A 21,220-nucleotide genomic window follows, 5' to 3' on the forward strand; every position below is an offset into this window, starting at 1 on the left:
GATAACAATAATGAGCAATAACCCACTGATTGTGCAAAGCAAACTCCCAAATCTGGGGACCACAATATTTACGCAAATGAGCGCGCTGGCACAGCAGCATCAGGCTATTAACCTCTCGCAGGGATTTCCTGATTTTGACGGTCCACATTTCTTGCAGGAACGTCTGGCATATCATGTCGCGCATGGCGCTAACCAGTATGCGCCGATGACGGGCGTGCAGCCGCTGCGCGAAGCCATTGCCGATAAAACCGCGGAGTTGTACGGTTATAAGCCCGATGCGACAAGTGAAGTCACCGTCACGGCAGGGGCTACAGAAGCATTGTATGCAGCCATTACGGCGCTGGTGCGGCCTGGTGACGAAGTGATCTGTTTTGATCCGAGCTACGATAGCTATGCGCCTGCGGTGGCGTTATCCGGCGGCGTGGTGAAACGTATTGCGTTGCAACCGCCGTCATTTCGTGTGAACTGGCAGGAATTTGCCACGCTACTCAGCGAGCGCACCCGGTTAGTGATCCTCAATACACCGCATAACCCATCTGCTACCGTCTGGCAGCGCGCTGATTTTGATGCGTTATGGCAGGCGATTAAAGAGCGCGAGATTTTTGTTATTAGCGACGAAGTGTATGAGCATATCTGCTTTGCCGCTCATGGACATGCGAGCGTGCTGGCTCATCCGCAGCTACGGGAACGCGCTGTTGCCGTTTCATCTTTCGGTAAAACGTATCATATGACCGGCTGGAAAGTCGGCTATTGCGTTGCACCCGACGCCATTAGCGCCGAGCTACGCAAAGTCCATCAGTACCTGACGTTCTCAGTCAACACACCGGCTCAGCTGGCGCTGGCGGATATGCTGCGGGAGAGCCCAATACACTACCGCGAGCTGCCCGCGTTTTATCAGAGAAAGCGTGATGTGCTGGTGAATGCGTTACGCGACAGCCGACTGGAAATTCTGCCGTGTGAGGGGACCTATTTTCTGCTGGTCGATTACAGTGCGGTCTCAACGCTTACTGACGTTGAGTTTTGTCAGTGGTTAACTAAAGAAGTGGGGGTTGCGGCGATACCGCTGTCGGTGTTCTGCGCCGATCCTTTCCCGCATAAGCTGATCCGCCTATGTTTTGCCAAGCAAGAATCGACGCTGTTAGCAGCCGCAGAGCGTCTGGCTTCGCTGTAATTATTTTACTGTCCAGGCTTTGGAAAACCGACGGTCGGCAAATAACTCCTGCAGGCCGTTGATTTGTTTCAGTCGCAACACTTCATCATTATCCATGCCCAGTTCTTTAGCGATTTTTTCTTCACTCCAGCCCAGTTGCGATAATTCACGCACGATTTCCGACATGGCGTGGATTTGGTGGCGTCCGCGGGCGCGATTATGGCGGATTGTCGCCGCCATACGTTCATGGCGATCGCGTTCCAGGCAGGCGACGGGCAGATAGCCTTTTAATCGTGGTTTTAGCGATGCTTTGTTTTTTCCTAATTCATGGCGGTGAAAGCCATCGATGATTTCATACTCTTCTTCCGTTGAGTGAACCACGACAATCGGCTGGGTGAAGCCATCCGCTTCGATGGATTTCAACAGCAGCTTTTTCTCCGGCGGCGCAACGTTATTAGGATTGTAATCATTGGGCGAAATGTGATCGCTTTTAATCCATAACACGCAATCTACTGGTTCTTCACGAAATGGACTGACGCTGTGGATTGCCATTCTGAATTCATTAATGGCTTCAATTCTATCTTTTTCTGGCAAACCAGAAAGAAAGCCGAGGAGTTCCTGTGTTAATCGTTGTTGCATAACAACCCCCATTCCTGACGTTTGGTTTTCATGCGTTCAGTATATCGCTGGTAGTTTTTCGTCTTTGTGGGGCTGAACGAAAGTGCCCGACACCAGTAATCATTATTCAGGAGTACTTTGCAGATCCTTCTCCATGAGGGGATATCCCTGGAACCAATATCGCCTTCCTGACTTTCCGGGATATTGTCCATGCCTTTTTTCTTATACCACTGTATATAGACAGCGATTTTGTTGCGGTAATGTTCTGCGGTCTGTTCTGGCATGCTGTGTAATAGCAGCATGGCGTATTGCTGCCAACTTAAATGCTCTGGTTTGAGTATTTTCCGATGACCGTAAAAATGGTTGTCATGACCGGCGTAAATCCCGCCACTTTTAACGCCGCTGACGCGGGCGCACATAGCCGCCCATCGCTGTGGCTCAATGACATGGTACAGCCACAATCCCTGGCGTTGTTCCGGTCCAAAGGGCTCGCAAATACGCATATATCGTGTTGGGACCCCGGCCTGATACATCAGATTATACAAGGGATTGCACGGCATTTTTGTCTTCGCAAACCATGTCCAGATATCGGCTGTTTTCCAGTCATATAACGGATAAATATACCAGGTGTGGCCACCTGGCGCTGCCGTCGTCCACGGCTTGTCATCGGCAAAACGTTGCTTACGCGAGTTGGCGATGGCCACAAAGCGGTTATAGGACTCGTCCGCGCGAATGCCGACCATCATCGCTGCGGGACGCTTTTGTGAAAACCAATCTGCGAACTCGCGAACGAAGAGCTCAAAGGTCATACCGGGCTGATAGAAAGAAAAGAAATTGGGGTCGGTAATGGCATCGGCCGGTGGCTGACGCACCCACTGTATATTCGGCTCCCAGCACTGCCATTCGGGTTGATATTGTGAAAGCGCGTTTTGTGTGGTCAGAGGTAATGCGACCCAATAAAATTCTTCGATAACATCGGAATAACTCTCGCGTAGCGCCTGGACATAATCGATAGTGCAGGAAAACTGAGCTTCCCAGTCAATAAATAAGACGCTAATTTTTTTCTGTAACTGGCGGGCAAGGGTGGCCGTAAGATGGAGCATAAGACCGGAATCTTTTCCTCCCGATAATGAAACACAAATGCGCGGCAGCGTGTTGAGCGTCCATGTAATGCGCTCCTGTGCGGCTTCAAGTACATGTTGAGTTAGAGGTATTTTATAAACAGACATATCAAATCCATAGTGAGGAGCTGTTATTCCCCGCTATGGTAAATGGTCAGCATAAGAAATGCTAATCTATATGTGTCGTAATTCTCATAAATAATTCACCATTTCAATAAATGGCTTTTATGAATTATTAACATGAATTAATTACGCTCACTGGGAAAATAATTAACAGGCGTTTATTCGCTATCTGGTGTGATTCTTTTTATATATGAGGCAAAGGAATCGTTAGAAAGCGAAGCGCGGTTATACATCAAATACAGTTTTGCTGACGGCAATTTTATACCGATGCTAATCTCTTTGAGATTAAAGACAGGGGAGAAGAATTCGTACATAATTCTGGGTATAATACCAATGATATCAGTGTTTGATATAACGTTAACGATTGAAATCAAAGAGTCGCTACTGAAACCAATATCACGATTGGCTAAAAGTTGATTCGTTTGTGACTGATACTCTTTCATCCCCTGTTCCTCAGTGAGGAGTAATGTAAATTTTTCCTTTAATAATTGTTCTACGGTACTTGAATCATTAATTCTGGGATGGTTACTGTTACGGACTAACACCCCTTCGAGCGTTTTGACCGGCGTGCATACAATGGAGCGGTTATGTACTGGTACGATTGTGAATACCAGATCCGCTTTGCGGTAAGATAGAATATTTTCAGCAGTTTCTGCGCTCATTAGAATGTCGTGATGTTCAATCTCAATATCAATATCAGAACCTTCTCTGAGAGAATGAACCATCTCGTATAAATTTAAATTGGTTGCCATTTGCGGGCTATAAATAATAAATTTTTTCTTTAAACTGGAGTTATGCATGATGTTAATTGTTTGCTCCAGTGAGTTGAGGTTTTGTTCCAGATGATGATGAAGATTGATGCCAGTTACTGTAGGCGTGATGCCTTTTCCCGAGCGAATGAACAATGGATCGTTAAACTGAGTACGAAGTCGTTGCAATGACTGGCTCACGGCCGAAGGTGTAATAAAAAGTGTTTCTGCAGCCTTGCTGATGCTCAGGTGCTGATAGATACATTCAAAAATAACAAGTAGGTTTAGATCGAATTTTTTAAGATCGTAAAGATTAGCCATGTATACTTTCCTCTGACGGTAAAATTTGAAATAATTAAATTATGAAATAGTTTGAAATGTACTTATTTACAGACTTTATGTTTCAGTGCTTAATGAACGATTAATTTAAACTAACATAGCACAAAACACTTTATTTTCACGAGAAAAAAAAGAAGTGTGGTGAGTGATTGAAATGAGAACGATAACAATCACTCATTTTATTACCTTTATTTATTTCCCATGATAATGTTTAATTTCTCCTGATCGGGTAACCCGACTTCCTGTTGCAGCGTATTGTCTTTACTCATGTAGTAGATGGCTGGCGTCACGTTAGCACCCAAATCATCCATCAACTTTTGATTGATATTGAGTATCTTCATCTGCTCGGGCGGGAGAGAGGCAGGAATTTCCAGCTTCATTTTGCCGCCGGAGGCTTCATAGTCATGCCAGGTTTTGGCCGGATCTTTTGTCGACAAGATTGCGGCAGCTGTTGCCGGGCTTTCAGGTTTGATTACGCCCACCAGTAGCGTACGCAACTGAACTTTACCGGAATCGACCCACGGACGCGCCTGCTGCCAAAACTGTTTGCAATAAGGGCAGAAGGGATCGGCGAACACGTAGACAATCACCGGGGCCTCTTTCTTACCATCCAGAATCCATGAGGCTTTTTCCATTCGCTGCCACATCTCGCGCCCTGCTGGGGCATAGATCTCTTTTTCTATCAGTGCATTACTGAGGTTTTCACCTTTCTCATTGTACATGTAGCCTGAGATAGCATGTTTGCCGTCGGGCGTGACGTAGATAGTGACGCCCATATCCTGATATTTACCCAGATAACCTTTCATTCCGCCAGGGGCATCGAAAGGTTTCAGAATAGTAATGCCCTGTTTCTCAATGGCTTTAACAGGGGCAGGTAGCTCTTCGGCATGAACGATAGCGGGAAGTAAGGATAAGAGTAAGGTACGCTTGAACATTGATTTTCCTTATAAAATCAGAAGGAAAGGGGACTGAATTGCAAAACCTATCACAGCCATAGGTAAGATCGACAGTCTGTCGATTGCCCTTTCTTTAGTTGGGTGATGTAATCCCAATCGCTGTTACGACCTTTGTTAAGGTAATGTAGAGCGCAACACATAGCCAGTTCTGCTGGTACTGAAGTTACCTGCGGGTAGCTCGGGTAATGAGGCTCCCTGCAAAGGGGGCCTTTTTTACTTTTGTCTTTTAGGTTCGATTGAGGAAGTTGTTAGTTAACGCTTATTGATTTGATAAAGGAAACGCATTAGCCCTTGGAAGAGATTTTCGTTAACTTATCTCTCAACGAAAACACGGAGGAAGTACAGATGTCTTTGATTAATACCAAAATTAAACCTTTCAAAAACCAGGCGTTCAAAAACGGTGAGTTCATCGAAGTAACCGAGAAAGATACCGAAGGTCGCTGGAGCGTCTTCTTCTTCTATCCGGCTGACTTCACCTTCGTATGCCCGACCGAACTGGGCGACGTTGCAGACCATTATGAAGAACTGCAGAAACTGGGCGTAGACGTTTACTCTGTTTCTACCGATACCCACTTTACGCACAAAGCATGGCACAGCAGCTCTGACACCATCGCAAAAATCAAATATGCAATGATCGGCGACCCGACTGGCGCCCTGACCCGTAACTTCGACAACATGCGTGAAGATGAAGGTCTGGCTGACCGCGCAACCTTCGTTGTTGACCCGCAGGGTATCATCCAGGCAATCGAAGTTACCGCTGAAGGTATCGGCCGTGATGCGTCCGACCTGCTGCGCAAAATTAAAGCCGCACAGTATGTTGCATCCCACCCTGGTGAAGTTTGCCCGGCTAAATGGAAAGAAGGTGAAGCGACACTGGCTCCATCTTTAGACCTGGTTGGTAAAATCTAAGCTAATTTGTAGGCCGGATAAACATAGTGCATCCGGCATTCCACAGGCGCAAATTTGCGCCTGTTTCATTCCAGCACCATGACGCAAGTTGCATTAATGCAGTCCCGCGAAGTCGGCTTGCATGATGATGTTTTCAGAGAGGGAAGAAGAATGCTCGACACAAATATGAAAACCCAACTCAGGGCTTACCTTGAGAAACTGACCAAACCTGTTGAGCTGATTGCTACGCTGGATGACAGCGCTAAATCGGCAGAAATCAAGGAACTGCTGACTGAAATTGCTGAACTGTCAGAAAAAGTCACCTTCACAGAAGACAATACTCTGGCAGTGCGTAAGCCATCGTTCCTGATTACCAATCCTGGCTCTCACCAGGGGCCGCGCTTTGCGGGTTCTCCGCTGGGCCATGAATTTACCTCGCTGGTGCTCGCGCTGTTGTGGACCGGTGGTCATCCGTCAAAAGAGGCGCAGGCGTTGCTGGAGCAGATCCGCGATCTCGACGGTGATTTTGAATTTGAAACCTATTATTCACTCTCCTGCCATAACTGTCCGGACGTGGTGCAAGCACTGAACCTGATGTCGGTACTGAACCCACGCATTAAACATACGGCGATTGACGGCGGTACGTTCCAGAATGAAATTACCGATCGTAACGTGATGGGCGTTCCGGCGGTATTTATGAACGGTAAAGAGTTCGGCCAGGGTCGCATGACGCTGACTGAGATCGTGGCGAAGGTGGACACCGGCGCAGAGAAACGTGCGGCTGAAGAGTTGAACAAGCGTGATGCTTATGACGTACTGATTGTTGGTTCCGGCCCTGCGGGAGCGGCTGCGGCGGTGTACTCTGCACGTAAAGGTATCCGCACCGGTCTGATGGGCGAACGTTTTGGCGGTCAGGTTCTGGATACCGTTGATATTGAAAACTATATCTCGGTACCGAAAACCGAAGGCCAGAAACTGGCTGGCGCGCTGAAAGCACACGTTGATGACTATGATGTTGATGTGATCGACAGCCAAAGCGCCAGCAAACTGGTTCCTGCGGCGCAGGAAGGTGGGCTGCATCAGATTGAAACGGCATCCGGCGCGGTGCTGAAAGCGCGCAGCATTATCATCGCGACCGGTGCGAAATGGCGCAACATGAATGTTCCGGGCGAAGATCAATATCGCACCAAAGGCGTAACTTACTGTCCGCACTGTGATGGCCCACTGTTTAAAGGCAAGCGTGTGGCGGTGATTGGCGGTGGTAACTCCGGTGTTGAAGCCGCTATCGATCTGGCGGGCATCGTGGAACATGTGACGCTGCTGGAGTTTGCTCCTGAAATGAAGGCCGATCAGGTGCTGCAGAATAAACTGCGTAGTCTGAAAAACGTCGACATCATTTTGAATGCGCAAACGACAGAAGTAAAAGGCGATGGCAGCAAAGTCACTGGGCTCGAGTATCGTGACCGCGTGAGCGGCGATGTTCACAGTGTAGAACTGGCAGGTATTTTTGTTCAGATTGGTCTGCTGCCGAACACCAACTGGCTGGAAGGCGCCGTTGAACGTAACCGCATGGGTGAAATTATCATTGATGCGAAGTGCGAAACCAGCGTGAAAGGTGTTTTCGCTGCAGGTGACTGCACAACCGTACCCTATAAGCAGATCATCATCGCGACAGGCGAAGGCGCGAAAGCCTCGTTAAGCTCCTTTGATTATCTGATTCGCACCACAGTAGCATAAAAAAGTAAGACTCACCTGCAATGCCAAAACCGCCAGTCATCCGCTGGCGGTTTTTTATTTCGCTAAAGTGCGCACAACATGCTGACCTGCAATGTGATCCGTCAAAATGTGTACCGCCACAACCCATGCTGGTTGCACCAGGTATAGGCTGAAAACCCTCGTTTGCAGTTGAATTTACACTGTTTCCCTTTACAGATTGGGCGATCGCAATAAACATAAGCATCATTGCCCGCGAGTGCAAAAGTGGCTTCCGGCGGCGCGCCTGGCGGCAGATATTTAAATTGCCCCCCCTGAAAGGTGTAAATAAAGATCCACTCCAGATAGTGATCTGCCGTCATTGGATGCGCCGGATTACCTACCGTTACGGAAAGCGTATTTGATTCAAATCCCCCGGAAATGGTCATCAGTGGTTGATGCTGTTGGGCGAGCGCATCGGTAGTAGTGGCATCATTAACCCGTAACGCGACGAGTGTTTTTCCACAGCAGGTTATCGGGGATGTTGCGTCACGTATAGCCATGGTGACAAGGAACGCCCCGCACTGAGGACAACGGTAGAAGTTCGGGTTAGGGCGGATAAAAGTGGGTTTGGTACTGTTTTTAATCCGGTTTGATACCCTGCGTACGTTGCGGGAATGTTCGGGAACAGTATGAGTGAGAGACATAACGCGCTCCTTCTTACGCCGAGGTTGTTAGACCAGTCGTTTCTTGCGAGAGGGATGCCAGACGCTGGAGAATATCCTGTCGGAGAATGTATTTTTGAATTTTGCCTGAGGCCGTACGCGGTAATTTGTCTATAACAACCAGATATTCCGGGTATTTATATTTTGCGATACGCCGTTGAGCGAAAAACGCGATGATATCAGCCAACTGAAGTGTTTTTTGTGAATGACTCAGTACGACATAAGCGCAAGAACGTTCACCCAGGCGTTTATCCGGCATGCCCACCACAGCGGCATCGTGGATATCCGGATGAAGCAGCAGAATATCTTCTATTTCGCGACTACTGATGTTTTCACCGCCACGAACAATAACGTCCTTTTTTCGGCCAGTAATTTTGATATAGCCGTCTTTATCCATCCGGCAATAGTCGCCGCTGTAATACCACCCGTCGTCGTCAAGCACCTGGTCGGTCAGTTCCGGTTCATCAAGATAGCCGACAAAAACATTGGGGCCGCGAGAGGCTTCTTCGCCCTCATTATTTTCCGCCAGAGTCATCTTCTTCTGGTCGACCACTCTGATTTCAACGCCTGCAGCGGCTCTGCCATCCGTGTTCATTTGATGAGTCAGAGAGTCATGCGGTCGCACTATCGCATGGGGAGCACTTTCTGTACTTCCGTATACGCCAAGGAGTTGAATCCCTGCCTGGTGACATTCCTGCAGAAGTTTTCCTGGGATTGTGGTTCCCCCGCACAGAAAGAAGCGAAGAGAAGAGAGACTGCTGCGCTGTGCTTTGGAAGCATACAGCAGATCGCACACGAACGGTGTTGCTCCCATGATGCAGGTGCAGCGCTCTTGCGCCAGTAATGCCAGGCACTCTTGCGGAGAAAATATGTCCATCAACACGCTGCTGGCGCCCGTTAAAAAAGGGGCGGTCACGCCATGCAGAAATCCTGTTGCATGGGCTAGCGGAGCGGGCATGAGAATCGAATCCGTCCAGTTAATATTGAGCGCCGCGCAGAAGGTTCGTTCACTGGCGATGATGGTATTGTGCGTCAGCATCACGCCTTTGGGATGACCTTCCGTACCGGAAGTAAAAAGAACTGCCGCCAGATCGTCGCTATGCGTTAGGACGTGATGCGCTATTGGCTGAGAATCATTGAGGATCTGGCTCAGAACGGGGCCTGTGGGCGCAGGCGCCAGCTTATCAACCGCCACCACCTTCTCAAGCCAGGGCAGATCGGAACGGAGTGCGGCGATCCTATCTGCCGGGTTGTCGTTTTTAAAACTCGTTGGTGTAAACAGTATCCGGGCCCGGGATTTATTGAGTATCCAGGTCAGTTCACACTCCCTGAAAGCAGGCAGGAGCGGGACGATCACGGCTCCGCTTTTCAGACAGGCCAGATAAATTATCGTGAATTCACACCAGCCGGGCAACTGGAGCGCCACGCGATCGCCCGGGCGGATACCAGCGTCAATGAGCCAGGACGCCAGCCGTCCTGCGGCAATATCCAGCGCTTTATAAGTATAGTTATCCCCCCGATTATCGGTGACCGCCACTTTGTCTGCATACGCTTTGGCCGACAGGGACCAGTAATCGGCTAATGTCGCATCTCCCCAGTGGCCCTGTTGCCGGTATTGCGCTTTACGCTCGGCATTGATTTTTAGGTTCGTTGTCATTGGTTATGTCTCAGACTGAGTTCTTTTTTTGCAATACATCGCCAGTGCGCCAGCCAGTAGCGGCAGAGGCAAAAACAGAAAGACGTCACTGAATGTCCAGCCTGCTGCGAGCATGAGCGAACCCACGCCTGCGCTGGTAATCGCGCCCAGCCGACCAATGCCCGTCGCCCAACCAACGCCGGTTGCCCGTATTGAAGTCGGGTAAAAGTGCGCAGCCAGTGCATAGCAACCGGGGTTGATCCCGTTGAGAGTGAAGCCAAGAATAAGAACCAGGGCATAGAGCAGGAAAAGCGAAGGGGTGAACAGCCCCAGAACTAATGCGCCGCATATGCTGCCTGACAGCGTCAGAATAATAGCCTCGTGTTTGCCCCAACGATCCATTTCAATACCAATGCAAAAATTGCCTATCATGCCGCCTATCTGAAAGACAGACCCCATAATGACGGCTTGAGAGAGCGTAAGTCCGGCATCTTTTATCATCAGGGGTAACCAACTGGATAAAAGGTAAACGCTGAAGAGTCCGACAAAAAGCGTCAACCACAGCGCCACCGTTCCCAGCGTGTAAGGGGGATGCAGCAGTGACTTTGCCGTGCTGGCGCGGGCTTTTTGCGGCTCGGTGGTGTAAAAACGCGTATCTTTGTCTGCAATTCCGGGAATAAACAGATTTAGCAGGCGAACCAGGCGTGCATCGTTACCGGCGTGCTGCACCAGATACAACATCGATTCAGGTAAACAACGCAGTAAAACTAGTGCCAGCAATAATGGCAAAATGCCGCCTGCGATAAGCACGGCGCGCCAGCCAAACGTTCCGAGCAACTGTTGGCTAAGTATGCCTCCCAGCGCTGCACCAGAATTAAAGCCGCAATGGATCACCGTTGACAGGCGAGAGCGATAACGGTGGGGGGCGTACTCTGCAACCAGCGTCGTGATGTTGGGCATGGCTGCGCCTAACCCGAGTCCGGTAATAAAACGAAAAAAAGTCAGGCTGGATAAATTCCAGGCCCCGGCAGAAAGCAGGCTGCTGAGACCAAAAAAGACAACTGACCCAATAATTAACTTTTTACGTCCATAGCGGTCAGCTAGCGGGCCAGAAATTAAAGAGCCTGCCGCCAGCCCCAATAATCCACTCATCATGACCGGGCCCAGATCTTGTTTGGATAGTTGCCAGTGATCTATTAATGCCGGAGCAATGTAGCCAATTGCCGTGACATCGAAACCATCAATACCCAGAACAAAAAAACCGAGAAAGACAATAAACCATTGCCGTTTGCTGATGGGGTGTTTGTCTAAAATCGTACTGATATCAATTTGATTCTGTACTGACATGGTCTTCTCCCTGAACCGCGAACACGAGGTATCTCCTGATACGGCGATATGCTGTTTTGCAGGGGGTTAGCCGAAGCGAAATTCAACGCCAAACGTTCCTTGTGGATATTCCCATTTTTGTAGAATGGTGTGTGAACACAGCACCCGGCATGTGCCGCATTCGAGGCAGCCAGCATAATCAAAGTGAATATTGCCAGCGTCATCCTGCCGGTATAATCCGGCGGGGCAGGCGAGGATCAGTTTACGGAACTGCTCTGGATCGGGGTTTTCCACCAGGACAATATGGGGATGGCTTTCATCGACCCTGAATTTATTCGTGCCCAATTTCACATCGACGTTCACGGTATTCATAATGCGCGAACTCCTTTAATGCCGTCTTTTAAGAGATTAATTAATCCGATTTTTTTGCCGTGCGCTAATACTGTCGAGCACAGTGAAGCAGGGGCCTTGCCGTTGACGGTAAACAGAGACGCCATGAGATCGGTTGCCATTTGCGGATATTGTTGAAAAATTCGCGGGTTCTCCATCATTGCGGGGAGGCGGCGGTAGTGGCGCATATCGCGTAACACCGCGCTTTTCTCCAGTGCGTTGGGATAAGCCTGGAGTTTTCCTTTACTGAAATCATTGGCATTTTTCGCGGCAATGACCGTTTGCGCCGCCACATTGGCTGCTGTGATGGCGAGATCCATGCCCCGCACGGTATAGCCCAGATTCAGACACATTCCGGCCGCATCACCGACAATCATCACTCCGTTCTCGACTAACGTTGGAACCATATCTATCCCGCCTTCCGGCACCAGATGCGCGGAATATTCCTGTAGCGTACCGCCTTCGATTAGCGGACGGATAGCAGGATGCTGTTTGAAGTCTTCCAGCATTTGCGGCACGGTTTTACGGGCATGCTCGATACCGTCGAGGCCGCATACCAGACCCAGTGAAAGCGTATCGCGATTGGTATACAAGAAACCGCCACCCATTAATCCGTCTGACGGTGAACCGGCAAACAGCCAGGCGGCGCCTTCGTTACCTGTTAGCCCGAAGCGCTGCTGAATTTGTGCGGATGGCAGTGAAATCACCTCCTTCACACCAACGGCATAATGGTGCGGCGATGATTCTGGCACCATACCGATAGCGCGGCCCAGTAGAGAATTTACACCGTCGGCGAGGAGAACCACATTTGCCCCCAGGGTATCGTCTCCGGCCTGAACTCCCGTCACTCGTCCATTTTGACGGATCAGTGAATCTACTCTGATGCCGGTGATGAACTGAGCGCCAACGGCTTCTGCTTGTGCCATGAGCCAACTGTCAAATGTGCGGCGAAGCACCGTCCATGATTCTGCGACCGGGGCCTGTTGGGGGAGGCTCGCGAGATAGTCCAGCGTGACAGCGCTTTCTGTTGTAAGAAAGGAAATTCGCTCCCTGACTACTTTTCTTTCAACGGGGGCTATATGGGTAAAACCCGGCATAATTTCTTCCAGGCTGTGCGTGTAGAGTCGTCCTCCGGTCATATTTTTACTGCCCGCAGTATCACCACGCTCAATGACCAGCACATCCAGTCCTGCTTTTGCCATTACATAAGCGGCGATGCAGCCTGAGATGCCTGCGCCGACAACAATGGCGTCAAATTTTTCGTCCGACATCGCTTTTGCTCCTGTTGCCGCCATTCGGGATGGCGGCGTTAAATGTTAATGCTGTAGCAGTTCCGTTAATGCCGGGACGACTTTATATATATCGCCTACCAGCCCGTAGTCGGCGTACTGAAAGATTGGCGCATTCTTATCTTTATTAATGGCGACAATGATTTTGGCGCCATTACCGCCGACCATATGCTGTATCTGCCCTGAGATGCCCAGCGCCAGATACACATCGGTTTTAAGCAGTACGCCAGAAACGCCAATGTAACGTTCACGATCCATCCAGTGCTCACCTTCAGCAATGGGGCGAGAGCAGCCGACTTCCGCATTCAGCGCAGCGGCTAAATCCCAGATCATATGCAGATCGTCTTTGGCCGCTAAGCCACGCCCAATACCGACGACACGACGGGCTTTACTGAGATCGATGCTGCTGACCGATTTTGCCCGGCGCGCTTTGCATAAAAGCTCATGTTGCGGTGGGATATAGCTGACGGGTATGGGAGCAAGCTGATGCGGCGCATTTGCTTCCAGCGGCTCGAATACGCCACTCGAAACGGTCACGATAGCCATAGGTGTGTTAATTTTTTCCCGACCAAACGCCAGACCGCCATACATTCGATGTTCGGCATACAGTTCGCCATTCTCCAGCGCCAGGCTGGTGGCATCATTAATCAGCGCTGATTGCAGCAGGATGCTAAGTCTGGCCGCCAGGCTTTTTCCTCGTCGGGTTGCCGCCAGCAGGATTAATGTTCCCGTCCTGAGCGCACTGTCGTCTTTTTCGGTATTTTGTATCAGGGCAGCGAGGGTTTCTGCATAGTTTTCTAACCGTTGCTGTTCTGACTTTCCGCTCAGGACGTACACCGCGTCGGCATGTTGTACCTGCAAAGCCTCGCTCTCATCCCAGATGACCGCACTCACGTGTTCACCGAACTGCTTTGCTCCTGCAAGGAGATCCGCGTAACGGTCGGCGCTGTCACTCACTACCCATACCTGATTGATTTTGCTCATTCCAGCTTCTCCGTTGTCTTCAGTTCAGCACTTTATTGAGATGCTCTGCCAGGCGAGCGATATCTTCTGCGCCGTCGCCTTCAATGATGATGTGTTTACGTTCTGCCTGCTGCGGGGCATAAATATTGACCATTTCGGCCTCGGGAGATACCGGCGACCAGCCGATGTCATCGGCCGTCCATTGGGTAACGGGCTTTTTCCCTGCGCCGAGAATCGCTTTCATGGAAGGAATACGCGGTTCATTAATATCTGACGTGACGCACAAGACGGCAGGAAGCGGCACATCAATAATCTCTATTTCATTTTCCAGTGTGCGTTCGACCGTAACGTAGCCGTCATGGATTTCAATGTGGCTGACGGTATTGACGGTGGGCAGATGAAGCATTTCCCCGACACGCAGCCCGGTTTGCTGTGCATAGAGATCGCCAGAGCCTTCGCCACACAGCAGCAGATCAAAACCGATTTTCTTCGCTGCTGCGGCAATGACCCGGGAGGTTTCGTGTGCAAGCGCAGTTGACAGCCGCTCGTCGCGCACCAGGTAGAGTCCATGAGGACCTCGGGAGAGCAAATCTTTTCGCAGTTTGGGGTTATCCAGCGCCTGACCGCCAACGCACAGGGCTATGACTTCATCGTTTTCACCGGCCAGCAGGACGGCCTCTTCAATAGCATTGAGGTCGAATGGGCTGATTTTTTCTCCAGCACGCGTTGTGTCCAGTGTTCTGTCGGCGGTGATACTGATGTCTTGTTCTTCCGCGACCAATTTATAACAGGCAAGTAATTTCATGACGTATCCTATTATTTTTCATACTGTTTCAGGATCTGGCGGGCTGAGATATACACCATGATCTCGTCAGTACCGCCACCGATGCGGTTAACACGGGTATCTCGCCAGAAGCGAGATACCCGGCTGTCATTGGTGTAACCAAGGCCACCTAAAATCTGCATCGCATCGTCAATGACTTCACAGGCTGACTGTGCGCAATACAATTTGCACATCGGCGCGGACAGGCGCATGGGTAAATCGTTGTCACATTCCCATGCCGTGCGATAGACCATGTTTTTCATGTTTTGGATTTTTATCGCCATTTGGGTCAGCTTGAGCTGAATCATCTGGAACTGGCCGATATTTTTATCGAACTGAATACGTTGGTTGGCGTAGCGGGCGGCATCTTCAAAAGCGCATTCCGCCACACCCAGCGAGTGTGCGGCGATGACGAGACGTTCAATATCGAAGTTTTCCATCATGTGAATGAAGCCGTAACCTTCGCGGCCCACCATCGCGCTTTCTTCCAGTTCAACGTTATCGAGAAAAACCTCACAGTTGCTGACCATGTGCCAGCCGATTTTGTGCAGGCTATTGCGCTTAACGCCCGGCATGTTTGGATCCACCCACCACAGGGTGAAGCAACGCTTCGGATCTTCCGGTTCGGGATTGCGTGCCAGCACCAGCATGTATGGGTAATCTTTGGCGCCCGTGATGAACGTTTTTTGCCCGTTCAGATAAACTTTGCCATTTCTTCGGGTATAGGTTGTAGCGACGCGGTTATTATCCGATCCCGCCTGCGGCTCGGTGAAGGCGAGTGAATAGGCAGGGATCCCGGTCAGCCCGACTTCAGCCGTTTTCGCCAACTGTTCTGCATTGCCAAAGCGCTGCATATTATGGATGCATTGGCCTTCCGTCATAATGTAGGCGGGAGCCCCCATGCGCGCGATTTCCTCCAGAACCAGCACTTGCGTCATCATATCGGCGGGGATGCCGCCGAGTTCTTCTGGAATGCCTAACAGCCCCACGCCGCTTTCGGCCAATGCCTGAAAGAACTTGCTGGGGAAGGCGCCATTTTCATCACAGGTCTTGAAATATTCTTCGGGAAAATCTCGTGTTATCAGTTCGCGGATACTGGCTAAAAGCAGTTCCTGCTCTTCGGTCAGGCTAAAGTCCATGATGTCTCCTGATAAGAATTGATGTTTCGGACGATGTTCATTTCTTTATATTCTGATCGTGCCTGGACGCCGACTTGCAGAATAATTGGTATGAGGAGAATAAATTCAGCGGGCATTAATGATGCATAGACATATTTAACAACGTCCTGGACAAAATGAGCATTTAGTATGTTTTTGTGATGCGGGTTCAGAAATAAGCGCTGGGTTTTGGTGATGTTCGATTTGTCCTGTTTTTGGTTAAATCTGTCAATGTCAGGAGGACGAATTTTATTTTTATAATCCATCACGTTAATTCATGGAAACAGGTTGGTTAGAATATCTTATCTTTTATATATTCATATTCTTATGGCCTGCATTCTTACCTGAGTATTCAACGTGGAGTGGGGTTGGTATATGTCCATTTTATCTCAGCAGCAACTGGAAGCATTGAAGAAAAAAGTCAGAAAGGTTACCGAAACTGAGCTGGAAGAAATTCAACTGGAAGTTGAGCGGACGAATGTCTTTCCTGACTCTTATTACGACGTTTGCCGTAAAAACGATCTGTTTCGTCTGGCAATGCCTGAAGAATTTGGCGGTATGGGACTCAACTGCGAACAGTTCTTTTCGGTGATGGAAGAGTTTTGCCGCGGGCCTGGTGGGATGCGTATGAACCTGCACCACGCCAACGGATTGAACTGGCGAATTATGTACGATCATGGCGCAGAAGATTTGCGCGCTAAATGGTTACCGCTGCTGGCAAATAAAGATGCGTATATTAACTTTGCATTAACTGAGGCGGATTGCGGTTCGGGTGCAGATATTCGTACTACCGCGGTTAAAAAAGGGGATAAATATATTCTTAACGGAACTAAGACGTTGATATCTCATACGGATATATCCGATGGGAGCTATGTTATTGCGGTTACGGATGAGAATAAGCGTAAAAAGGGTGGCTTAACAGCATTCTTTATCGAAACGAATACCCCCGGTTATTACATTGATCCTATGCCGCATATGATGGGGTGCCGTGGTGCGGGTCATGCTTATCTGCGTTTTGAAAACTGCGAAGTCCCTGCTCATAACATTATGGGGAAAGAGGGCGATGGCCTGGATATTTTCATGAATGCGCTGGCGCATTCACGCGCCATGATTGCCGTAACCTGCCTTGGCATGTCACAGCGCTTCCTGGAGCTGGCGATTGCCAGAGCAAAAGATCGTGTGACTTTTGGTAAGGCTCTCGTTTCTCGCCAGGCGATTCAACAAACGCTGGCGGATATGGGCACGCAGGTACATGCGCTGCGCGTCATGCTGCGCGACTGTGCGCAAAAATTCGATCGTGGCGAAGATATTGAGATGGTTTCAGCCATGTGCAAACTGCACGGCATTGATACCGTGCGTACGGTATCGGATAGCTGTCTCGAAATCTTTGGTGGTATTGGCTATTTCGAAGATAACCCGTATGGCCCGGTAGAAAGGATGTACCGCGATGCTCGTGCCCTGTGGTTTGAAGAAGGCCCACGTACCGTGCAGCGACTGACTATCGCACGCCCATTGATTGCCGCAGGTGGTGAGATTCGCTAGTCCGGGGGCGTTTGCACCGTGTCAGAGGTTAGCCGATTTTACGGGACACTAACCTCATTTTTGGTCGTACGTCGCTGTTTATCCTGTGGCTACGGCCATTTTTGCTTTTTTGCGAGAGTGACCTATGAGTACATCACCAGGGAACAGACGCTGGGGCATTATTGTCCTGCTCATTATTGATTATTTCGTCATGTTTGTGGCGCGAAGTGGGATGTCGATGTGTGGGCCTGCATTAATGCAGGAATATGGCTGGAGCGCTATGCAGTTTGGCTGGGTATCCACGGCGTTTTTCATTGGCTATGCCGTCACAATGTTACCCGCGGGTTTACTGGCGGACAGGTTTGGCGGCGGGGTCGTTTTGGTGACCGGAACATTATGGTGGGCAGTTTTCACATTTCTAACGCCGTTAGGATCAACGCTGGGCATCATGATGTTGCTGCGTATTCTGGTCGGGATTGGCCAAGGGTTGCTTGTGCCGGCTAACTTTTCACTGGCGGCAAAATGGGTACCTAAGCATGAAGCCGGAATGGCGACAGGATTATTGCAGATAGGTTGCCCTACTGGTATCGCCGTTGCCATGGTTCTGGCTGCATGGATAGTCCAACGCTGGGACTGGCAGGCCGTGTTTTACGTTGTATCGGTACCCGGCGTACTGTGGTGTCTGCTGTGGTGGAAGCTCGGCAGCAACCGTCCGCAACAGGATACATTTATCACCCAGGGTGAACGAGACTATATTCTGGCTGGGCAAGTCTCTACTGAAATCTCTCCGGCCACACAAAATGAGCCGCTAAGTAAAGGCGATATTCTGGCAACCCCTTCAGTCTGGGCATGCGCCTTATGTTACTTTTGTACCAATTACCTCTTTTTTCTCTTCATGACCTGGCTGCCAACCTACTTTGCTATGGGGCGTGGAATCGATCTCAAACAAAGCGCGATTTTTTCTATGCTGCCGTATCTGGTGGCAATCTTTGCCTATCCGCTGGGGGGCGTAGTTACTGATGCCGCATGTCGTCGATTTGGACAAAACGTCGGACGTAAGATTTCTCCGGTACTGGGGTTATTATTAGCTGGGGTATTTTTGATCCTCGGCACTCAGGCAAACAGCTTGTGGAGTGCCGCCACGCTTATCTCTGCGTCGAACTTCTTCCTGTGCTTCACGATGGCTGCACACTTTTCAATTCCTATTATTTTCTCGCAAAAAGACACCGGTATGTTGGTCGGGCTGAACGGAGTGTTCGGGACGTTGGCGGGTATTCTCTCGCCTGTACTCGCTGGCTGGGTGATTGATGTCTCCGGTGGTCAGTACGAGTACGCACTGTATCTGGGCGCGGGCGTGGCGATTGTCGGAGCCTTCTTTATGTTAATTGCGCGCATTCGGCCAATAGAAAATAAATCAGCACGCGTAAGCGCCGGTGGCCGTAAAGGATTTGCCGGTTAAACAGGCTACTCATTATTGAGGGAATATGACGTATGAGACCATTAGAGGGCGTTAAGGTCGTTGATCTGACATCATTTCTGGCTGCGCCAACGGTAGCGCGTATTTTAGGTGATTGGGGGGCGGATGTGATCAAAATCGAACCGCCCATCGGCGATCCTGGTCGTACGCAGGCGTCAGTTTTTAATATGCCGTATGAAGATGATGAGAATCCGGCATTTGATATTTCCAATGCCAATAAGCGTTTTCTGTGCCTGAATTTGAAACAGGAGCGAGCGAAAGAAATTGCCTGGCGTATTCTTTCCACCGCTGATGTGGTAGTGACCAGCTATCGGACGAAAGCGCTGGAGCGGCTAGGGTTCTCATGGGAAGAGTTGCACCTGCGTTTCCCTCGTTTAATTTTTGCTCAGATTCTGGGGTACGGTGAGCAAGGACCAGAAAAAGATACCGCAGGGTTTGATGCGACGGCCTATGTTTGCCGGGGAGGGATCCTGGGGTCGACAAACGAACGGGGGGAAACGCCGATTAACTCAGTTAATGGGTTTGGCGATTTCCAGGCCTCCATGTGTCTTGTTTCGGGTGTCTGCGCGGCGTTATATGGTCGTACGCTCTCCGGACAGGGGGATAAGGTCACTGTGAGTCTGCATCATACCGCGTTGTTTATGATGAGTATTGCCGTCACATCGGCGCAATACGGCAACGTATATCCTAAATCCCGTTGTGAAGTCGCGAACCCGTTCAACAATACCTATAAAACCCGTGATGGTCGCTGGATGGTAATTTGTATCCCAGAGTACGATCGCTTTTTCAATAAGTTCATGACGCTACTTGGTCGCGAAGATTTGGTCGACAGTCCCGAGTTTTGTCGTATTGCCGATGTCAATCTGCATGGACGTAACCGGGATATTATCAGGATCATCAGTGAGCAGGTCGCTAAACGCTCGCTTGATGAAATGATGCAGATGTTAAAACAAAACGACTTTGCTCATGAGAAAGGCTTCACGCCTGATGAAATCCTTGATGATGAGCAGGCGTGGGCGACGGACTGTCTGCGAAATGTTGAATATATCACTGGTAACCGACGCGTGCTGGTGACCCCTCCTGTGAACATTGGCAGTATGGGGCCTGCACAAATTCGTCCATCCCGCAGTTTAGGGCATGATTCGCAGCAAATTCTTTTGGAATACGGATATTCTGTCGAGGAGATAGCGCGTTTGAATGCTGACGGCGCGGTCATTATGCCCGCATAACCTTAGCCCGCCAGGGGATGACACCGTTGCCGCCTGGCGGGTCCATTTGATTGGGTGGGGAAGCATTGATGACAACGACCATTCCTACTTATGCGTTATATGGCGAGCAGTCGGAACCAGGCTGGGAAAATTTCTTTAATGTAGAAATGATCTCATTGCGTTCAAAACCCCTGAACTGGAAAGCCAGCCCGCATATTCATGACTCATTGATTCAGACCCTCTTTATTCAGAGTGGCGAGGTTGATGTTTTAATGAATTACACCCGGATGAAGTTGAAGGGGCCGGGTCTCATCCTTGTACCTGCGCAGACCGTTCATGGTTTTGATTACCGACCCGGTACGGAAGGGATGACGATCACTGCCTCACAAGGGCCAATGGAGTCGGTAATGGGATTATTGGCGCCCAACGTTCTTACTCTGATGCATAAGCCCTGCGTAATCCCTCTCGATGGCTCCCCAGAAGACGGGAAAATTATTCAGGGTTTTTATCAGTCTTTACAAAAAGAGATGCAGAAACCGAGGGTTAATCATAAGGCAATGTGCATTTCGATTTTTATTTCCATCCTGGTTCACCTCACGCGTATCAGTACCCTGACAGAAGAACAGCAGAAATTTGATATCTGCTCGCGTAAGGCCTCACAAATAAACAAATTCCTCCTGCTGGTGGATCAGCGCTTTCGCCAGCGGCTGACCGTTAATGATTATTCTGAAGAGATGGGTATGTCCCCGGGGCATCTGTCGCGCTTATGTCGGATAACATTAGGCATGTCCAGCCTGGATGTGATTAATATGCGCGTACTGCAGGAAGCCCAACAGGAGCTGGTCTACACCTCTAAGACGATAAAACAGCTTGCGGCTTTTTTAGGATTCAATGATGAAGCCTACTTTACGCGTTTTTTCCATAAACATACGGGTGTCAGCCCAGGACAGTACAGGGAGTTGGCCTTACAAAAAATATCTACAGGGGAGGTATGCCAGGTTATGGGCGCTGCCGATGAGAAAGAGTGCATCACGCAATAACCCCCACCCGTAAGACGGGTGGGGTTGTT

Annotated in this window: 19 protein-coding genes; 7 read left to right on the top strand and 12 right to left on the bottom strand. The window is 49.8% G+C overall.

Going from position 1 to position 21,220, the window contains the following annotated elements:
• Nucleotides 1–10 precede the first annotated feature (10 nt).
• A complete protein-coding gene (locus OOJ59_RS02175; RefSeq protein WP_160956154.1) occupies nt 11–1,171 on the top strand; it encodes a pyridoxal phosphate-dependent aminotransferase in 1,161 nt (386 codons plus the stop codon).
• On the opposite strand, the gene OOJ59_RS02180 is transcribed toward OOJ59_RS02175, so the two are convergent.
• The 4 genes from OOJ59_RS02180 to dsbG form a co-directional block, all read right to left on the bottom strand.
• A complete protein-coding gene (locus OOJ59_RS02180; protein WP_038638649.1) occupies nt 1,172–1,789 on the bottom strand; it encodes an IbrB-like domain-containing protein in 618 nt (205 codons plus the stop codon).
• On the bottom strand, nt 1,774–2,997 hold the full coding sequence (locus tag OOJ59_RS02185) for a phosphoadenosine phosphosulfate reductase (RefSeq protein WP_038638652.1): 1,224 nt from the start codon (nt 2,995–2,997) through the stop codon (nt 1,774–1,776). The genes OOJ59_RS02180 and OOJ59_RS02185 overlap by 16 nt, the downstream gene beginning before the upstream one ends.
• A 173-nt stretch (nt 2,998–3,170) precedes the next feature.
• Nucleotides 3,171–4,082 carry a DNA-binding transcriptional repressor CitR gene (gene citR / locus OOJ59_RS02190; RefSeq protein ID WP_121528745.1) on the bottom strand — a complete coding sequence of 304 codons (912 nt, stop codon included), beginning with the start codon at nt 4,080–4,082 and terminating at the stop codon, nt 3,171–3,173.
• 206 nt (nt 4,083–4,288) lie between these two features.
• Nucleotides 4,289–5,035, bottom strand: a complete 747-nt coding sequence (gene dsbG / locus OOJ59_RS02195; protein WP_085047538.1) for a thiol:disulfide interchange protein DsbG — start codon at nt 5,033–5,035, stop codon at nt 4,289–4,291.
• Nucleotides 5,036–5,401: 366 nt separating this feature from the next.
• Between dsbG and ahpC the strand changes: the two genes are divergently transcribed.
• Nucleotides 5,402–5,965: an alkyl hydroperoxide reductase subunit C gene (ahpC, locus tag OOJ59_RS02200; RefSeq protein ID WP_004859485.1), complete on the top strand. Its 564-nt coding sequence runs from the start codon at nt 5,402–5,404 to the stop codon at nt 5,963–5,965.
• 150 nt (nt 5,966–6,115) lie between these two features.
• Nucleotides 6,116–7,681 carry an alkyl hydroperoxide reductase subunit F gene (gene ahpF, locus OOJ59_RS02205; RefSeq protein WP_038638660.1) on the top strand — a complete coding sequence of 522 codons (1,566 nt, stop codon included), beginning with the start codon at nt 6,116–6,118 and terminating at the stop codon, nt 7,679–7,681.
• A 101-nt stretch (nt 7,682–7,782) separates the two neighbouring features.
• On the opposite strand, the gene OOJ59_RS02210 is transcribed toward ahpF, so the two are convergent.
• The 8 genes from OOJ59_RS02210 to OOJ59_RS02245 form a co-directional block, all read right to left on the bottom strand.
• The gene (locus tag OOJ59_RS02210) at nt 7,783–8,343 is read right to left on the bottom strand and encodes a desulfoferrodoxin family protein (RefSeq protein WP_071888118.1); all 561 of its coding nucleotides are present in this window, start codon (nt 8,341–8,343) and stop codon (nt 7,783–7,785) included.
• A 13-nt stretch (nt 8,344–8,356) separates the two neighbouring features.
• Nucleotides 8,357–10,018 carry a medium-chain fatty-acid--CoA ligase gene (fadK, locus tag OOJ59_RS02215; protein WP_160955448.1) on the bottom strand — a complete coding sequence of 554 codons (1,662 nt, stop codon included), beginning with the start codon at nt 10,016–10,018 and terminating at the stop codon, nt 8,357–8,359.
• A 3-nt stretch (nt 10,019–10,021) separates the two neighbouring features.
• A complete protein-coding gene (locus OOJ59_RS02220) occupies nt 10,022–11,344 on the bottom strand; it encodes an MFS transporter (RefSeq protein ID WP_038638665.1) in 1,323 nt (440 codons plus the stop codon).
• Nucleotides 11,345–11,410: 66 nt separating this feature from the next.
• On the bottom strand, nt 11,411–11,695 hold the full coding sequence (locus OOJ59_RS02225; RefSeq protein ID WP_069323141.1) for a ferredoxin: 285 nt from the start codon (nt 11,693–11,695) through the stop codon (nt 11,411–11,413).
• Nucleotides 11,692–12,984: an FAD-dependent oxidoreductase gene (locus OOJ59_RS02230; RefSeq protein WP_160955447.1), complete on the bottom strand. Its 1,293-nt coding sequence runs from the start codon at nt 12,982–12,984 to the stop codon at nt 11,692–11,694. Before OOJ59_RS02230 ends, OOJ59_RS02225 begins: the two co-directional genes overlap by 4 nt.
• 45 nt (nt 12,985–13,029) lie before the next feature.
• Nucleotides 13,030–13,986 (bottom strand): FAD-binding protein, encoded by a 957-nt coding sequence (locus OOJ59_RS02235; protein WP_160955446.1) that lies wholly within the window; start codon nt 13,984–13,986, stop codon nt 13,030–13,032.
• 19 nt (nt 13,987–14,005) lie between these two features.
• A complete protein-coding gene (locus OOJ59_RS02240) occupies nt 14,006–14,770 on the bottom strand; it encodes an electron transfer flavoprotein (RefSeq protein ID WP_160955445.1) in 765 nt (254 codons plus the stop codon).
• Nucleotides 14,771–14,781: 11 nt separating this feature from the next.
• Nucleotides 14,782–15,927 carry an acyl-CoA dehydrogenase gene (locus OOJ59_RS02245; protein ID WP_069323144.1) on the bottom strand — a complete coding sequence of 382 codons (1,146 nt, stop codon included), beginning with the start codon at nt 15,925–15,927 and terminating at the stop codon, nt 14,782–14,784.
• Between the two features lie 393 nt (nt 15,928–16,320).
• Between OOJ59_RS02245 and OOJ59_RS02250 the strand changes: the two genes are divergently transcribed.
• The 4 genes from OOJ59_RS02250 (at nt 16,321) to OOJ59_RS02265 (ending at nt 21,191) form a co-directional block, all read left to right on the top strand.
• Complete coding sequence (locus tag OOJ59_RS02250; RefSeq protein ID WP_038638685.1) at nt 16,321–17,487, top strand: acyl-CoA dehydrogenase family protein; 1,167 nt, start codon at nt 16,321–16,323, stop codon at nt 17,485–17,487.
• 124 nt (nt 17,488–17,611) lie between these two features.
• On the top strand, nt 17,612–18,925 hold the full coding sequence (locus OOJ59_RS02255) for an MFS transporter (RefSeq protein ID WP_038638688.1): 1,314 nt from the start codon (nt 17,612–17,614) through the stop codon (nt 18,923–18,925).
• Between the two features lie 32 nt (nt 18,926–18,957).
• A complete protein-coding gene (locus tag OOJ59_RS02260) occupies nt 18,958–20,172 on the top strand; it encodes a CaiB/BaiF CoA transferase family protein (protein WP_160955444.1) in 1,215 nt (404 codons plus the stop codon).
• 68 nt (nt 20,173–20,240) lie between these two features.
• A complete protein-coding gene (locus tag OOJ59_RS02265) occupies nt 20,241–21,191 on the top strand; it encodes a helix-turn-helix domain-containing protein (protein ID WP_038638694.1) in 951 nt (316 codons plus the stop codon).
• Nucleotides 21,192–21,220 lie beyond the last annotated feature (29 nt).

Origin of the sequence: Citrobacter sp. W9, from assembly GCF_026719375.1 — a bacterium.
Classification (GTDB): domain Bacteria; phylum Pseudomonadota; class Gammaproteobacteria; order Enterobacterales; family Enterobacteriaceae; genus Citrobacter; species Citrobacter werkmanii.

Excerpts from the sequence above, each read along its gene's own strand:
- OOJ59_RS02180 (WP_038638649.1), bottom strand. The coding sequence starts at position 1,789 with ATGCAACAACGATTAACACAGGAACTCCTCGGCTTTCTTTCTGGTTTG.
- OOJ59_RS02210 (WP_071888118.1), bottom strand. The coding sequence starts at position 8,343 with ATGTCTCTCACTCATACTGTTCCCGAACATTCCCGCAACGTACGCAGG.
- ahpC (WP_004859485.1), top strand. The coding sequence starts at position 5,402 with ATGTCTTTGATTAATACCAAAATTAAACCTTTCAAAAACCAGGCGTTC.
- dsbG (WP_085047538.1), bottom strand. The coding sequence starts at position 5,035 with ATGTTCAAGCGTACCTTACTCTTATCCTTACTTCCCGCTATCGTTCAT.
- OOJ59_RS02265 (WP_038638694.1), top strand. The coding sequence starts at position 20,241 with ATGACAACGACCATTCCTACTTATGCGTTATATGGCGAGCAGTCGGAA.
- OOJ59_RS02235 (WP_160955446.1), bottom strand. The coding sequence starts at position 13,986 with ATGAGCAAAATCAATCAGGTATGGGTAGTGAGTGACAGCGCCGACCGT.
- OOJ59_RS02175 (WP_160956154.1), top strand. The coding sequence starts at position 11 with ATGAGCAATAACCCACTGATTGTGCAAAGCAAACTCCCAAATCTGGGG.
- OOJ59_RS02245 (WP_069323144.1), bottom strand. The coding sequence starts at position 15,927 with ATGGACTTTAGCCTGACCGAAGAGCAGGAACTGCTTTTAGCCAGTATC.
- citR (WP_121528745.1), bottom strand. The coding sequence starts at position 4,082 with ATGGCTAATCTTTACGATCTTAAAAAATTCGATCTAAACCTACTTGTT.
- OOJ59_RS02255 (WP_038638688.1), top strand. The coding sequence starts at position 17,612 with ATGAGTACATCACCAGGGAACAGACGCTGGGGCATTATTGTCCTGCTC.
- OOJ59_RS02230 (WP_160955447.1), bottom strand. The coding sequence starts at position 12,984 with ATGTCGGACGAAAAATTTGACGCCATTGTTGTCGGCGCAGGCATCTCA.
- OOJ59_RS02240 (WP_160955445.1), bottom strand. The coding sequence starts at position 14,770 with ATGAAATTACTTGCCTGTTATAAATTGGTCGCGGAAGAACAAGACATC.
- OOJ59_RS02185 (WP_038638652.1), bottom strand. The coding sequence starts at position 2,997 with ATGTCTGTTTATAAAATACCTCTAACTCAACATGTACTTGAAGCCGCA.
- OOJ59_RS02220 (WP_038638665.1), bottom strand. The coding sequence starts at position 11,344 with ATGTCAGTACAGAATCAAATTGATATCAGTACGATTTTAGACAAACAC.
- fadK (WP_160955448.1), bottom strand. The coding sequence starts at position 10,018 with ATGACAACGAACCTAAAAATCAATGCCGAGCGTAAAGCGCAATACCGG.
- OOJ59_RS02250 (WP_038638685.1), top strand. The coding sequence starts at position 16,321 with ATGTCCATTTTATCTCAGCAGCAACTGGAAGCATTGAAGAAAAAAGTC.
- OOJ59_RS02260 (WP_160955444.1), top strand. The coding sequence starts at position 18,958 with ATGAGACCATTAGAGGGCGTTAAGGTCGTTGATCTGACATCATTTCTG.
- ahpF (WP_038638660.1), top strand. The coding sequence starts at position 6,116 with ATGCTCGACACAAATATGAAAACCCAACTCAGGGCTTACCTTGAGAAA.
- OOJ59_RS02225 (WP_069323141.1), bottom strand. The coding sequence starts at position 11,695 with ATGAATACCGTGAACGTCGATGTGAAATTGGGCACGAATAAATTCAGG.